The sequence below is a fragment of the Pseudomonas putida genome (assembly GCF_003228315.1).
Classification (GTDB): Bacteria; Pseudomonadota; Gammaproteobacteria; order Pseudomonadales; family Pseudomonadaceae; genus Aquipseudomonas; species Aquipseudomonas putida_S.
In genome coordinates this window covers 39765-53410 of record NZ_CP029693.1, presented here as the reverse complement: position 1 = coordinate 53410, position 13646 = coordinate 39765, and the positions used below count along the sequence as shown (strand labels likewise).

Here is a 13646-nt window from a genome sequence, read left to right as displayed (position 1 = left end):
CAGAGGTTCAATCGTCAGAAATCGAAAAACACCGTCTCCGACTCACCCTGGACATGAATGTCGAACCGGTACGCCAGCTTGCCGTCGACGGTGCAGCGCTTGGCAATCAGGGTTTCGCGCCGGTGCGGTTGTTCGATCAGATTCAGTACCGGGTCTACCGCATTGGCCTGTGGCTCGTCGTCGAAATACAGGCGAGTGTGCAGGTGAATGTTGATGCCCCGGGCAAACAGCGCGACGTTGACGTGGGCAGCCATGGGCACGCCGGCGGCGTTTTTCACGGTGCCGGGTTTCACGGTGTTGATCGTCCATTCGCCGACGTCGGTGGTGGCGGTACGGCCGAAGCAGTTGAACGGTTTTTCCAGGTCGAAATCGGTGTCGTAGACGCCATCGTGATTGGCTTGCCAGACCTCCAGGAACGCATCACGGATCAGGTGTCCGTTACCGTCGTAGACATGACCGAGCAACACAACGTGCTCACCCGGCGCGCCGGGCTTGGCCATTTCATTCCAGATTTCCTGTTCGCGCGGCGGGTTGCCGGCGGCTTCCAGCGCCAGGCCGATGTGCACATAGGGGCCGGCTGTTTGCGATGGGGTTTCAGGCAGAAGTTGAACGGGCATGCGCAGGCCTCCTCAGCAGTTTTCGAAGTGGGTCTTGCGCTGGCCGCGCAGGACGATATCAAAACGATAAGCCAGGCAATCCATGGGATTGGCCATGCTCATGTCGAGCCTGGCGATCAGGCTCTGCACCGCTTCCGGGTTGGCGATCGACTTGACGATCGGGCACATCGGGATCAGCGGATCACCTTCGAAATACAGCTGGGTAATCAGGCGCGTGGCAATGGACGGGCCACTGATGGAAACGTGGATATGCGCCGGGCGCCAATCGTTGGGACCGTTGCGCCATGGGTATGGGCCGGGCTTGACGGTGCGGAAGCTGTAGTTGCCATCGCGGTCGGTCAGGGCACGACCGACGCCACCAAAATTCGGGTCAAGGGGCGCCAGGTAACTGTCCTTCTTGTGGCGGTAACGGCCACCGGCATTGGCTTGCCACATTTCCACCAGGGTGTGGGGAATCGGCTTGCCGTACTGATCGCAGACGCGGCCGGCGACGATGATGCGCTCGCCGATGGGCAGGCCGCCGTTGTTGAAATTCAACAACAGGTCGTTGTCGTAGCGCCCCATCTTCAGATGGGAAAAGTCCGGGCCGCTGGCTTCGGAGGCCGATTGCGGGATGCTCACCAGCGCCTGGCGCGGCGAACGCAGGATCGAGGTCTTGTAGTCAGGGGTCAGGGCTTTGGGATGCCAATTACGGTCACGAATGACGAAGCGGCTATCTTGCGCATCAGACATGTCGATTGTCCTGTTGTTATGGATGAACGGAAGCAGGCACTGCACGAGCAGTGACGCGTGGCCTCAGTGTCCCCTCGGACGACCTCTTGCAAAAGTGAAAAAACCGAACCTATCCATATCCAAATGGTTATGGATACTGCCCTTCACGGTACTCCTGCCCGACCTCGCGCAGAGCTTCCACACACCACTGCACCGCCGCCGTCCCCGGCAACGCCGGGTTGCTGCACAACCCCACCGAACCACCGGGTTCACGCATTCCCAGGTCCAGTTCCTGCAACTCACCCTGGCGCAAGTCCTGCCGGACCGCATCATGGGGCGCGACCCAGATGGCCTGGCTGCATTGCACATAACGCCGGCTCATGGCCACCGACAGGGTTTCCAGGCGTTGCCGTGAAGGGGTTATCCCGTGCTGCACAAACAGGCTGTCGGCGAACTTGCGGATGGTCGTCCCGGCCGACGGCAGTATCAGCGGGTATTTTTCGAGGTTCTTCGGTCCCAATGGATCGGTGAGCACCGGATGGCCTGGGCGCACCACCAGGGTCATGGATTCGCTGTAGAGATGCTCGAACGCCAGTCCCGAAATCAACGGGCTGTCGGTCATGCGGCCGACCACCAGGTCCAGTTCACCGACCCGCAGTTGCGAGAGCAGATAGGCACTGGGCCCGGTCATGATGCTGATGACCAATGAGGCGTGGCGTTCGTGCAGGCGGCGGACCACTTCAGGCACCAGCAGGCTTTCGACGGTGGACAGCACCCCGAGCCGAACGGTAATGGGCTCATGCACACCGGCGCGCAAACTGTTGACCCCTTCTCGCAGCGATTGCACGCTCGGCCCGGCATAGCCCAGAAAGGCAGCACCGGCCTCGGTCAGCGTCGTACCCTTCTTGCCCCGCTCGAACAGCGTGGTCTCCAGCAGGGTTTCCAGCTCCTTCAAGGTCTTGGAAAGCGCCGGCTGACTGATCGCCAACTTGTCGGCGGCGCGCGCCAGGCTGCCCTGGCGCGCCACCTCGAGAAAACACACTAGATGGCGGAATTTGATTCGGGTATCGATATTCAATCGGGTCGCTCTGCCTGCGTGGAATGACTTCCATCGGTGGTGGATGAAACGCGTTGGCAGGCAGTGTTGCGCTGCGCCCTTTCGTTTTCAACACCCGGCTGCGATCCAGGCACCTACCGAGAGGTATCGAGGACAAGCCTGCCCGATAAATGACGGCCCATGCTTTTTTCGATCGCCACGCTTGCCTCACTCAAGGGGAATGTCTCGACGTCGACGGTAAGGTGGCCCTTGTCGAACAGTTCGGCGATCAGCGAAAGCTGGCGGCCATCGGAGCGGGTGGCAAAGTTGGCGGGCGTCACGCCGTAATCGTTGGCCAGCGTCATGTTCGGCAGGCTCACCGGTGACACCAGCACGCCATTTCTTTTCAGGACCTTGAACGAACGGGCCTGGGTGTCGCCATCCACCAGATCCAGCACGACATCCACGCCGGATACCAACTCATCGAACGCCTGGGTCGTGTAGTCGATGGTGTAATCGGCGCCAAGATCCTTCAGGTAGGCATGGTTGTGCGCAGAGGCCGTTGCGTAGACTTCGGCCCCCAGATACTTGGCAATCTGCACTGCCATGCTGCCGACGCCACCGGCCGCGGCGTGGATCAACACCTTCTGGCGCCGTTGCACGCCCGCGTGTTCGGTCAGTGCCTGCCAGGCCGTCAGTGCCGCGGCGGGAACAGCGCCAGCCTGCAAGGCACTGAGCGATTTTGGTTTGATCGCCAGTTTTGAAACCTGGGCAACGGCTTTGGTCGCGTAACCACCGACGATGTTGATGAAACCGAACACTTGATCACCGAGGCTGAACTCACGCACGTCCGGCCCGAGCGCAACCACGGTACCCGCCACTTCAACCCCGGGGGTAAAGGGCAACGGCAACGGGATGAACGCTTTCATGGCGCCGGACAGGATCTTCCAGTCAATCGGGTTGACCCCTGCCCCGGCGACTTCGATTAGCACTTCACCTGCACCGGCCACCGGGTCTGCAATGTCTTGCAGGCGTAAAACTTCAGGACTGCCGTATTCGTACACACGTATGGCTTTCATGGAGGTCTCGACTATTGGCGAATCAGGAAAAAATTGCGCTGCGAAGAACGGGCTCTCGCAGCGCGGGCAGGGATTCAACCGCGGCGGGCATCAAGGCTGAAGCGACCGGCGCCGAAAGCCACGACCTGCAGCAGGCCACCGGCCATGGCGATGTTCTTGAAGAAGTGGATGAACTGGTTTTGATCGCCCAGCGCGTTATGGAACGCCAGTGCGGTCGCCACACTGAAGACCGCCAATACAGCGGCCACGCTGCGGGCACGGTAACCGGCGATCAGCGCCAGGCCACCCCCGATCTCGACGATGATCGCCAGTGCCAGCGCCAGTTGCGGAAACGGCAAACCTACCGAGCCGATGTACCCGACCATCATCGCGGGAGCGGCCAGTTTCGAGAAACCGGAGAGAATGAAGATGGCGCTGAGCAGTACGCGGCCAATCAACGAAGCCGAGGCCTGGGCCGCGTCGGAGCGGCTCTGTTCGGCAGTAGTGGTGTGAGCGATGTTTGCAGAAGTCGTCATGAGGGAATTCCTTCAAGGTGTGCGCGACTCGCCATGAGCCGCTGCCGTGAAGAAATCTTGCACCTCGTCAGCTAGCCTGAATAGCCGACTAATTTAGATCATTAGATTCGATAAAATAGACAAGCTGTGCACTCACTGTTAGCACTACCGGGATAACATTGGGCATTACGTTCGAGGAAACAGGCATGATTTCAGATCCCGGAACCCCAACCCTCGATCAACTGCGCGTGTTCCTGACCGTGGTTGAAGTCGGCAGTTTTGCTGCTGCCGCGAGAAAACTTCATCGGGCCACTTCGGTCATCAGCTACTCGATTGCCAACCTGGAAATGCAGCTCGGCGTGTCACTGTTCGACCGCCAGACCACGCGCAAACCGCAACTGACCGATGCCGGCCGCACCGTGCTGGCCGAAGCCCGAACCATCGCCAATGGCATTCATGGCCTGCGCGCCAAAGTGAAAGGACTGCTTCAGGGGCTCGAAGCCGAAGTTCACGTGGTGCTCGATGTGATGCTGCCCCCGGAACGTGTGGTGGATGCGCTCAAAACCTTTCGCGAAGAATTTCCCACCGTTGCCCTGCACTTGCATATGGAAGCCCTGGGTGCCGTCACGGAACTGGTGATCAACCGTGGCGCAATCATCGGCGTCAGCGGGCCAATGAACGAAGGGATCGACGGTATCGAAAGAATTGGCGTGGGCAGTGTCGAGTTGATTCCGGTGGCGGCCCCGAATCATCCGCTGGCTTCAAGTGAATCCAATGCGCGCGGTGCCGGTCGAGAGTTCACGCAACTGGTGCTGTCCGATCGCTCGGTCCTGACCAAGGACAAGGATTTTGCCGTGCTCAGTAACCGCACCTGGCGCCTGGCGGACCTGGGCGCCAAGCACATGCTGCTGCGTGAGGGCATCGGCTGGGGGAACATGCCGGCACCGATGGTCCGGGAAGATCTGGACAGCGGCCGACTCGTGCAATTGGACATACCGGAGTACAAAAGCGGCGAATATTGCTTCGACGTCATCTACCGCACGGACCTGCCACCGGGTCCGGCGGCGAGGTGGTTGATCGACAGATTCGTCAAACAAGGCTCGCTGTCGGACACCTGAGTTTGAGGCTGATCGATGGGGCTGCCCAAGCCCGTACGTCAACGCAAGTTCCGGGGCCGGTCACAAGGGGTATAACTGTCAGAACAAAAAGGCGGGTCACCCGGCACAGGTCCTCCAAAGACACGCCCGGTCTGAACGGCGCCTGCGGCGCGGAGCGATGTGATGAGTTGCAGAGCATGGCGATTGGCTCGCAAGAGCCTTCCTGGCGGTATCGTGCTGGCCTTGCTGGTGGCGCCACTGTGCGCCAGCGCCATGTACAAATGCCAGGCCAGGGACGGAGCCATCAGCTACACCAGCCGAGTTATCGCCCGCGCCCACTGCACTCGCGTGAATGACGCGGCGGGCGCCGGTGTCGGTGCCAAGGCAAAGGCCCGGCCACAGCTCGTGCGGGACGACAGCTCTGGCGCGATGCGCATTCGGGTGTACACCTTCATGCACAGGGGTGTTCGCCAATATGTGAGCCGGCGCCCCGAGGGGATCACCGCAAGGGTCGATATCCTTGAGGTCTATTACATCAAGGGCTGCTACCTGTGCATGATGCCAAAGGATTTCAAGGTCGCCTCATTGCGCCTGGACACGCAGTCCTATCGGCGGGAGATCGAAGCCGCTTCGGGTCAATATGGTGTCGACAGGGCGCTGGTCCGCGCCGTGATCCATGCCGAATCGGCGTTTCGCCCCTACGCCATTTCCGATGTCGGCGCCCAGGGACTGATGCAGTTGATGCCCGCCACCGCCGAACGTTTTGCCGTGGACAATCCGTTCGACGCACGACAGAACATTCGTGGTGGCGTGCGTTACCTGGCCTGGCTGCTCAAGCGCTTCAACGGCAACCAGATGCTGGCGCTGGCAGGTTACAACGCCGGCGAAGCGTCCGTGGACCAGTACAACGGCGTGCCTCCCTACGCGGAAACGCAATCCTACGTCACTCGCGTCCAGTCTTTGACCGAACGCTATCGCAACCATCGCTGATGCCTGAGGGCGTATGCCCCTGATGGTCAAGCCCGTCTCATCGCTGCTGAAAAGCGACTTTCAACCCAAGCGAAACAAACAAGGTTCCGATTATTTTTCCTTCCCAGCGTCGTAATCCCGAAAGGCCCTTGAGACACCGGCTCAACGGCCGAATGGTGATGGACAGGACGCTGGTATAGGCCGCGCTCAGCCCCGAGAAAATCAACCCGAGCACCACGAATTGACTCAAGGAAGAGCCGGATTCCGGGTGAATGAATTGAGGCAGGAATGCCAGGAAAAACAACGCGGTTTTCGGGTTCAGTACCTCTGCGCCGACCGCTTGGATAAACGCCTGGGGCAATGTCACCTCGGCCAATGGGGTTCGCGTATTGCTGCCGGATTGAGCAAAGAATGCCCGCACGCCCAGATAAATCAGATAACAAGCCCCCACCGTCTTGACGACGTCAAACGCGAGCGCCGAGGTCATAAGAATGGCCGACAGGCCCAGCGCGGCGCTCAAGGTGTGGATCAGGTCACCTGCGGCAATGCCCAGCCCGGTAGCAATGCCGACTTTACGACCACCCTGAAGGGTTCGTGTGATGACCAGCAGCACGGCCGGCCCCGGGATTAAGAAAAGACCGATGACCACTGCTACGTAAGTCACGATTGATGCGAGATCAAACATCGCCAGTTACCTTAAGTCAGGACAGGGTTCCAGTTATCCTTATCCATACGTTGAAAGCAATCTGACTTTACTCATCCCTCGGAATGCAGATCTGGTTATTCCCCCATCCATGTCCGACGGACGTAGCTGGCAACCGACTGTTTGCATGTGATTCAGGGATAAGCCAAGGGATTGACGATCATTTAATTCGCGCAGCTTCTAATTCATGAGACGGTTTTAGCAATGACCTCCAATACCCGTCACTTCACGCTGGGCTCGGCCCTCAAGTTGCTGATGGCAGCGTGTGCAATAACCCTGATCGGCTGCCAACGCAGCGACGAGACCGGACAGTGCAACGCCGCTGCGCAAGTGCCCGCCCGGCAGGCGATCATCATCGGGATTGACGGCCTGCGAGCCGACGCGGTCAGCCCGACACTTACCCCTTTTTTGTACCAACTGGCAGAGTCCAAGGGCTTGGCCTGGGGGAAAATCGATGTCAGCAACGGACGCACGCAACAGACTTTATCCGCACCCGGATGGACCAGTGTGCTCACCTCCAGTTGGGTAAGTGCCCACGGGATTGTTGATAACAACAGCGCAGGACCGGTCAAAAGCCCGACCGTGTTCGAGCGCTTGCAAGCCCGAAAAGCCGACAGTCGCAGCCTTCTCATTACGTCCTGGGCAACGCTGTACGACTTGATCGAGGGGCGTCTGCGGACCTTGCCGCCAATACACCATGCGGCGTATTTGCGTAAGGACGATGCCGCGGTCGAGCAAGAAGTATTGACCACCTGGCGAACCTGCCAACCCGACCTGGCCTTCATTCATCTCGACGCTGTAGACGAAGCGGGCCATAAAAGTGCTTTCGACCCGTCAGACCCGGGCTACGCCGCCGCCGTGCGAGCAACCGACGCCCGCATCAGTCGTCTGTGGGAGAAGGCCTTTACGTCACCTTCCGCCTCGGGTGCTACGCCTGAGCGTCTGGTCATTTTCACCAGCGATCACGGTGGTGTCGGCAACAAGCACGGCGGCTATTCAGAAGTCGAGCGCTGGACGCCGCTGCTGGTCATATCGCCGCCCGGGTATCCGGCGGTGAACATCAGCAAATCGGTTGATATCGGTCAGGCCTCGCTGGACTTCTTGCAGTGAAGGCTGGACTGCCTCCGTGCGGTGGCCCGTGCTGGAACCTGAGACGGCTGGCCAAACTTTCATCTCAAGGGCTGCCCCTCACGACGACCAGCAAACAACCAGATGCAGCCCCCTCTCTCAGAGAGCAACAGTCCCAATCTGCTGCAAGAACGTCAGGTTATCTTCCAAATGCCAGTTCTCCGCAATCCGGCCATCAGCAATGCGGTAGATGTCGGTGGCAATGAAATTGACCGCTTGCCCCTTCCCTTTCACACCGTTGAACGTGCCGCTAAAGTGCCCCGTGAAGCGCAGGTGCGACACCACCCGATCGCCACTGACGATCATCTGCTGAACCTCGCAATTCAAGTCGGGCACGGCCGCATGGAAGGCCTTGGACGCCGCCAGCGGGCCGGCGATGCCTTGGGCTCGGCCCGGGGGCAAGGCGCGGTCCATGAAGTCGGGCGCCAGTGCTTCGCGGGCCAGATCGGGGTTGCCGGTGGACCAGAATGTTGCGTATCGCCGTGCCGCGAGGGTCTGCGCCTGGACCTGTTCAGGCTTGGCGCCTGGATCGGCAATCAGCACTTTGGGGGTGACCAGCACCGGGTCGGCGGCAACGGCGTTCTGGCCAAGGACCGTGACAGTGACAGCGGCGGCCAGCAGGCCAGTGATCAAACTGCGCATTGGCTTTCTCCGGTGGTGATGGCTGGGTAATCGCTGTAGCCCTGGGCCGTGCCGCCGAACAACGTGGCGGGATCAAGGGCGGCCAGCGGCAGGTCTTGCGCCAGTCGCAGCGGCAAATCGGGGTTGGCCACGAACGGTCTGCCGAACGCCACGAGGTCTGCATAGCCCTTGCCGATCACCCACTCGGCGCGTGCCCGGTCGTAGTTGCCGGCGACGATGATCGGGCGAGTGAAGCGTTGACGAATCGCCTGGCGGAACGACTCGGTGAACACCGGTGCATCGTCCCAGTCCGCTTCGACCAGGTGCAGGTAGCCGATGCCCTTGGCCTGCAGGTATTCGGCGGCCTCGAGTATGGTCGGCAGGATGTCCGGGCAGGCCATGCCACGGGCGGTCAGGAATGGAGCCAGACGGATGGCCGTGCGCTCGGAACCGACTTCATCGCTGACCGCGTCGACCACTTCCTTGAGAAACCGCAGACGGTTGCTGCGCGAACCGCCGTATTCGTCGGTCCGCGTATTGGACGTGGTGCGCAGGAACTGATCCACCAGATAACCGTTGGCGCCGTGGATCTCCACGCCATCGAAACCGGCACGTATCGCCCGGCGTGCGGCCTGGCGGAAGTCGTCGACGATCTGCGCAATCTCGGTGCGGGTCAGTGCCCGGGGCGTCGGGGAATCGAACATGCCACCCTGACCGGTGACAGGGTCGACTTTCCAGATTTGCCCTTCAAAGGGTTCGGCAGACGGCGCCACCGGCAGTTCGCCCTCATGGAAGTCCGGATGGGACAAGCGCCCGACGTGCCACAGTTGCAGGAAAATACGACCGCCCTCGGCATGCACCGCCTGGGTCACGCCCTGCCAGCCTTGTACTTGCGCTTCAGTGTGGATGCCGGGGGTGAAGGAATAGCCCTTGCCCTGTGGAGAAATCTGCGCCGCCTCCGTCACGATCAATGCCGCCGATGCACGTTGCGCGTAGTACTGCGCGTTGAGGCTGTTGGGGATGTCGCCGGGCTGGCTGCTGCGCGCTCGGGTCATGGGCGCCATCACGACCCGGTGAGGGGCATTGAGGCCTGCGAAGTCGATGGGGGTAAATAAAGTGGTCATGGTGTCAGTTCCTGGGCCGTTGAGAGTGGATGGGCTCAGTCTGCAATCGGGGGTCTGATTTGATAATTGGGCTAGTCTTTGATGGATTATCAAAAAAATTGGAAGAATGATGGATAACCTGGAAGCCATCCGCCTGTTTGTCGAAGCGGCTCAACTGGGTGGGCTGTCGGCTGCGGGACGCAAGTTGGGGCTGTCCCCTGCCGCCGCCAGCGCGCGCCTGCTCAAGCTAGAAGCGTCGCTCGCCACTCGACTGTTCGAGCGCACAACCCGCCAGCTGAGACTGACCGACGAGGGGCGGCTTTATCTGCAACATTGCCGTCAGGCGTTGCAGGCGCTGGACGATGCACGAGCGGCGCTGTCGGCGGAGAAAAAGGAAATTCGCGGCAAGATCCGGGTCTCTGCAACGTCGGATTTCGGCCGGCATGTGTTGAACCCCTGGCTGGATGAGTTCACGGCCCGCTATCCCCAGGTGGTGCCGGCGCTGCTGCTGTCCGACTCGCTGTCGCACCTGATCGCCGACGACGTCGACCTGGTGATCCGCTTCGGCGTGCTGCCGGACAGCTCGTTGATTGCACGGCCACTGGCCGCCAATCGGCGTGTACTGTGCGCCGCGCCGAGCTATCTGCAACGCAAGGGTGCGCCTGGTCATCCGCACCAGTTGGGCGAGTTCGATCACATTGTCGCCGGCCAGTCAGGCTGGTCCAGCGACTGGCGCTTGTACCGTGGGGAGGAGACGATGCTGTTCAAGGTGCCGCTGGAGGCGGCGCGTGAAACCAATGACGGCGCGCTGGCTCGCCAATGGGCGATCGATGGCCACGGCATTGTCCTCAAGTCGATCTGGGACGTGAACGCCGACCTGGCGGCGGGACGTTTGAGTCTGGTGCTGCCCGAGTGGCAGTCGGTCGAGGCCCCCGTGCACGCGCTCTACCCCCGCAGCCGCTACCTGGCGCCAAGGGTTCGGGCATTGCTGGATTTTTTGTGTGAACGCTTCGAACAGGCTTCGCGGGAGATGGCTATCTGAAGGGCATGGAGTAGATATTTCCAAAACTTTTGATAATCCATCAACTGTCAGCCAAATTTTCAAATCCATGGATAGTTTGCACAATGGCATCACTTCATTGGTACCGCAGGGCATTCTCATGCATCTGGATCACGCCAACATCGTCGTCGCGGATCTCGACAAAACCCTTGGTTTCTTCACCGAGGTGCTGGGGTTCACAATAGGGCCTCGCCCGGGTTTTCGGGTGCCGGGCGCCTGGCTTTATAGTCAGGGCCGACCGCTGATTCACCTGTCCCAGGCCACAGCTGGATTGCCTGCTGGCAAAGTGTCGCCGCGCATCGACCACATAGCCTTACGCGTCGCTGATCTCGACGAGTGGAACGCCGTGCTCGATCGCCTGAAAGCTCGAGGCCTCGACTACCAGATCAATGCGCCGCACGACGGCAGCGACTTTCAGCTCTGGGTATCACTGGCCCCAGGCGTTACCGTGGAAATCATCGCAACAGCACTGAAACTGTAGAAGCGGGCTCGCTCGCGATGGACTTGAAAACGCCGAGGGGCATCAGCGCCCCAGCTCACCCAGCTGTACAGAGGCCGCCGAGGTCAATCAGGCCCCCCACTACGGCAACCTCTCCCCCGAAGACACCACACACTCCTTCAAAAACATCATCAACGCCCCCGCCGCCGGCGACAGGCTGTGCCCCTTGCGGGTGAGCATGCCGATCTGCCGCTCCACCTTCGGCTCGGCCAGCGGCAGGAAGGCGAGTTTTTCGTTCTCCTGCGGAAACGCCAGGTAAGGCAAGGTGCTGATGCCCACGCCCTCCTCCAGCATGGCAATCAGCGAGATCATGTTGGAGATGGACAGTCGGCTGTGCTCCAGCAGGCCTTCGGCTTCGGTGCCTTCCAGCAACCGCGAAGTGCCGTTGCGGATCATCGGCAGGCCTTGCAGGTGTGACCAGTGCAACTCGCCAGCGGCCTGCAACAAGGGGTGGTCGGCCCGGCACACCACGCCCACCTGATCGTTGAGCATCGGCGCGAACTCCAGCTGCTCGTCTGCCATCCACATGCTACTGATGCCGAAATCCACCTGCCCCTGGGCCAGCAACTGCTGGACGCTGTCGGCGGTGCCGTCCTGGATGCTGATCTGCACATTCGGGTGTTCGGCGACGAAGCGCGCCAAAGGTCCGGGCAATAGCCGGCTGGCCACCGAGGGCACGGTGGCGATGCTGACCTGACCGATCTCATGCCGGGCCAGCAGCATGACCTCACGGGCAATGCGGTCGTGGTGGTCGATCAGGCCTCGGAACAACGGCAGGCAATGCTCGCCGAAGGGTGTCAGCTCGACCCGCCCGCCGCCCTTCTCGATCAACGCCTGACCGAGCTTCTGCTCCAGCTCGCGCACTGCCAGCGAAATCGCCGGTTGCGTGCGATAGGCCTGGCGTGCGGCGGCGTGGAAGCTCTTGAGCTCGGCCACCAACAGGAAGTAGCGCAACTGGGCGATTTTCAGCTCGGGCAACATGGTTAGTAATCCTTATCAGATCATTTTTTTTATTAATTTTTATTTGCGCCATATTGCTCGCAAGATGAGAGCCAGGCAAACGGAGGCTTCTCAATGTCACTCACTCCCTACAAAAACTACATCGATGGACAGTGGTGCGAAGGCCACGCAACGCAGGCCAACCACAGTCCCTCGGACACCCGCGACCTGATCGGCGAATACCATCAGGCCAGCGCCGAACAAACCCGCCTGGCCATCCAGGCCGCCCGCACCGCGCAACCGAAATGGGCGGCCACTGGCCTGGAAGCACGCCAGCAGGTGCTGATGGCCATCGGCGACGAGCTGATCGCCCGCAAGGAAGAACTCGGCGAGTTGCTCTCTCGCGAAGAAGGCAAGCCATTGGCCGAAGGTATTGGCGAGGTCAACCGCAGCGGCCAGTTCTTCCATTACTACGCCGCCGAAGTGCTGCGCCAGATGGGCGAGACCGCCGACTCGGTGCGCCCCGGTATCGACATCCAAGTCCATCGCGAGCCGGTGGGCGTGGTGGGCATCATCACCCCCTGGAACTTCCCCATGGCCACGGCGGCCTGGAAGATTGCCCCGGCGCTGGCCTTCGGCAATGCCGTGGTGTTCAAGCCGGCCAACCTGGTGCCGGCCAGTGCCTGGGCGCTGACCGAAATCATCAGCCGCCAGGCCCTGCCCCACGGCACCTTCAACCTGTTGATGGGCAGCGGCGCCAGCGTCGGCGAAACCCTGATCCAGTCGGCCGATATCGATGCCCTGACCTTCACCGGCTCCCTGGCCACCGGCAAACGCGTCGCCGTCGCCACCGCCGGCAATCTGGTGCGCTGCCAACTGGAGATGGGCAGCAAGAACGCCCTGGTGGTGATGGACGACGCCGACCTCGACGTGGCCGTGGAATGCGCCCTCAACGGCGCGTTCTTCGGTACCGGGCAGAAATGCACGGCGTCCTCGCGGCTGATCGTCTGCGACGGCATTCATGATCGTTTCGTCGAGGCGCTGCGCCTGCGCATGCGCCAGCTCAAGGTTGGTCATGCCCTGGAAGCTGGCGTGCACATCGGCCCGGTGGCCGAGGCGCGGCAACTGGAGCAGAACCTGGAATACCTGCGCCTGGCCCAGGCCGAGGGTGCCACGCTGGTCGAAGGTGGTGAACGCCTGCAACTGGACACCGACGGCTACTTCATGCGCCCGGCGCTGTTCATCGACAGCCGTAACGACATGCGCATCAACCGCGAGGAAGTGTTCGGGCCGATCGCCTGCGTGATTCGCGTGGCTGATTTCGAAGAGGCCGTGACCACCCTCAACGACACCCCGTACGGCCTCACCGCCGGGATCATCACCCAGTCGCTGCGCCACGCCAGCGAGTTCAAGCGCCGCGCCCAGACCGGCTGCGTGATGGTCAACCTGCCGACCGCCGGCACCGACTACCACGTACCCTTCGGCGGTCGCAAAGCCTCAAGCTTCGGTCCACGCGAACAGGGGCAGTACGCTCGTGATTTCTACACCGTGGTCAAGACCACCTACGTACGGCCTTGATGGAGCGCCTGC

15 protein-coding genes are annotated in these 13646 nt (G+C 61.2%); 6 read left to right on the top strand and 9 right to left on the bottom strand.

Annotation, left to right across the window (positions count from 1 at the left end; translation table 11 throughout):
* Window positions 1–14 precede the first annotated feature (14 nt).
* The 5 genes from pcaG to DKY63_RS00225 form a co-directional block, all read right to left on the bottom strand.
* Window positions 15–617, bottom strand: coding sequence for a protocatechuate 3,4-dioxygenase subunit alpha (pcaG, locus tag DKY63_RS00245; RefSeq protein WP_110962237.1), 603 nt, complete (start codon window positions 615–617; stop codon window positions 15–17).
* 12 nt (window positions 618–629) lie between these two features.
* Window positions 630–1349 carry a protocatechuate 3,4-dioxygenase subunit beta gene (gene pcaH, locus DKY63_RS00240; RefSeq protein ID WP_110962236.1) on the bottom strand — a complete coding sequence of 240 codons (720 nt, stop codon included), beginning with the start codon at window positions 1347–1349 and terminating at the stop codon, window positions 630–632.
* A gap of 127 nt (window positions 1350–1476) precedes the next feature.
* Window positions 1477–2406, bottom strand: a complete 930-nt coding sequence (gene pcaQ / locus DKY63_RS00235; protein WP_110962235.1) for a pca operon transcription factor PcaQ — start codon at window positions 2404–2406, stop codon at window positions 1477–1479.
* A 113-nt stretch (window positions 2407–2519) separates the two neighbouring features.
* Window positions 2520–3443: an NADP-dependent oxidoreductase gene (locus tag DKY63_RS00230; RefSeq protein ID WP_110962234.1), complete on the bottom strand. Its 924-nt coding sequence runs from the start codon at window positions 3441–3443 to the stop codon at window positions 2520–2522.
* 74 nt (window positions 3444–3517) lie between these two features.
* Window positions 3518–3958, bottom strand: coding sequence for a DoxX family protein (locus DKY63_RS00225; protein WP_110962233.1), 441 nt, complete (start codon window positions 3956–3958; stop codon window positions 3518–3520).
* Between the two features lie 185 nt (window positions 3959–4143).
* Here DKY63_RS00225 and DKY63_RS00220 point away from each other — a divergent pair, with 185 nt between their 5' ends.
* Window positions 4144–5055, top strand: a complete 912-nt coding sequence (locus DKY63_RS00220) for a LysR family transcriptional regulator (RefSeq protein WP_110962232.1) — start codon at window positions 4144–4146, stop codon at window positions 5053–5055.
* Between the two features lie 162 nt (window positions 5056–5217).
* Window positions 5218–6024, top strand: coding sequence for a lytic transglycosylase domain-containing protein (locus DKY63_RS00215; RefSeq protein ID WP_110962231.1), 807 nt, complete (start codon window positions 5218–5220; stop codon window positions 6022–6024).
* Between the two features lie 37 nt (window positions 6025–6061).
* Here the strand turns inward: DKY63_RS00215 and DKY63_RS00210 are convergent, their stop codons facing one another.
* Complete coding sequence (locus DKY63_RS00210; RefSeq protein ID WP_110962230.1) at window positions 6062–6688, bottom strand: LysE family translocator; 627 nt, start codon at window positions 6686–6688, stop codon at window positions 6062–6064.
* A 222-nt stretch (window positions 6689–6910) separates the two neighbouring features.
* Between DKY63_RS00210 and DKY63_RS00205 the strand changes: the two genes are divergently transcribed.
* Window positions 6911–7816, top strand: coding sequence for an alkaline phosphatase family protein (locus DKY63_RS00205; RefSeq protein ID WP_110962229.1), 906 nt, complete (start codon window positions 6911–6913; stop codon window positions 7814–7816).
* Window positions 7817–7933: 117 nt separating this feature from the next.
* On the opposite strand, the gene DKY63_RS00200 is transcribed toward DKY63_RS00205, so the two are convergent.
* Window positions 7934–8476, bottom strand: a complete 543-nt coding sequence (locus DKY63_RS00200) for an ester cyclase (protein WP_110962228.1) — start codon at window positions 8474–8476, stop codon at window positions 7934–7936.
* Window positions 8464–9579: an alkene reductase gene (locus DKY63_RS00195; RefSeq protein ID WP_110962227.1), complete on the bottom strand. Its 1116-nt coding sequence runs from the start codon at window positions 9577–9579 to the stop codon at window positions 8464–8466. Before DKY63_RS00195 ends, DKY63_RS00200 begins: the two co-directional genes overlap by 13 nt.
* Before the next feature lie 109 nt (window positions 9580–9688).
* On the opposite strand from DKY63_RS00195, the gene DKY63_RS00190 reads away from it, so the two are divergent.
* The gene (locus DKY63_RS00190) at window positions 9689–10600 is read left to right on the top strand and encodes a LysR family transcriptional regulator (RefSeq protein WP_110962226.1); all 912 of its coding nucleotides are present in this window, start codon (window positions 9689–9691) and stop codon (window positions 10598–10600) included.
* Complete coding sequence (locus DKY63_RS00185; RefSeq protein ID WP_204354283.1) at window positions 10560–11099, top strand: VOC family protein; 540 nt, start codon at window positions 10560–10562, stop codon at window positions 11097–11099. Before DKY63_RS00190 ends, DKY63_RS00185 begins: the two co-directional genes overlap by 41 nt.
* 99 nt (window positions 11100–11198) lie before the next feature.
* Here DKY63_RS00185 and DKY63_RS00180 read toward each other — a convergent pair whose 3' ends face one another.
* Entirely contained in the window at window positions 11199–12098 is a 900-nt protein-coding gene (locus DKY63_RS00180; RefSeq protein ID WP_110962225.1) for a LysR family transcriptional regulator, read from the bottom strand.
* Between the two features lie 93 nt (window positions 12099–12191).
* Between DKY63_RS00180 and DKY63_RS00175 the strand changes: the two genes are divergently transcribed.
* The gene (locus tag DKY63_RS00175) at window positions 12192–13634 is read left to right on the top strand and encodes an aldehyde dehydrogenase family protein (protein ID WP_110962224.1); all 1443 of its coding nucleotides are present in this window, start codon (window positions 12192–12194) and stop codon (window positions 13632–13634) included.
* Window positions 13635–13646: the final 12 nt, after the last annotated feature.

Bases quoted from the DNA above. Each gene is read 5' to 3' on its own strand.
- pcaG (WP_110962237.1), bottom strand. From the start codon at position 617: ATGCCCGTTCAACTTCTGCCTGAAACCCCATCGCAAACAGCCGGCCCC.
- pcaH (WP_110962236.1), bottom strand. From the start codon at position 1,349: ATGTCTGATGCGCAAGATAGCCGCTTCGTCATTCGTGACCGTAATTGG.
- DKY63_RS00230 (WP_110962234.1), bottom strand. From the start codon at position 3,443: ATGAAAGCCATACGTGTGTACGAATACGGCAGTCCTGAAGTTTTACGC.
- DKY63_RS00225 (WP_110962233.1), bottom strand. From the start codon at position 3,958: ATGACGACTTCTGCAAACATCGCTCACACCACTACTGCCGAACAGAGC.
- DKY63_RS00220 (WP_110962232.1), top strand. From the start codon at position 4,144: ATGATTTCAGATCCCGGAACCCCAACCCTCGATCAACTGCGCGTGTTC.
- DKY63_RS00215 (WP_110962231.1), top strand. From the start codon at position 5,218: ATGAGTTGCAGAGCATGGCGATTGGCTCGCAAGAGCCTTCCTGGCGGT.
- DKY63_RS00210 (WP_110962230.1), bottom strand. From the start codon at position 6,688: ATGTTTGATCTCGCATCAATCGTGACTTACGTAGCAGTGGTCATCGGT.
- DKY63_RS00205 (WP_110962229.1), top strand. From the start codon at position 6,911: ATGACCTCCAATACCCGTCACTTCACGCTGGGCTCGGCCCTCAAGTTG.
- DKY63_RS00200 (WP_110962228.1), bottom strand. From the start codon at position 8,476: ATGCGCAGTTTGATCACTGGCCTGCTGGCCGCCGCTGTCACTGTCACG.
- DKY63_RS00195 (WP_110962227.1), bottom strand. From the start codon at position 9,579: ATGACCACTTTATTTACCCCCATCGACTTCGCAGGCCTCAATGCCCCT.
- DKY63_RS00190 (WP_110962226.1), top strand. From the start codon at position 9,689: ATGGATAACCTGGAAGCCATCCGCCTGTTTGTCGAAGCGGCTCAACTG.
- DKY63_RS00180 (WP_110962225.1), bottom strand. From the start codon at position 12,098: ATGTTGCCCGAGCTGAAAATCGCCCAGTTGCGCTACTTCCTGTTGGTG.
- DKY63_RS00175 (WP_110962224.1), top strand. From the start codon at position 12,192: ATGTCACTCACTCCCTACAAAAACTACATCGATGGACAGTGGTGCGAA.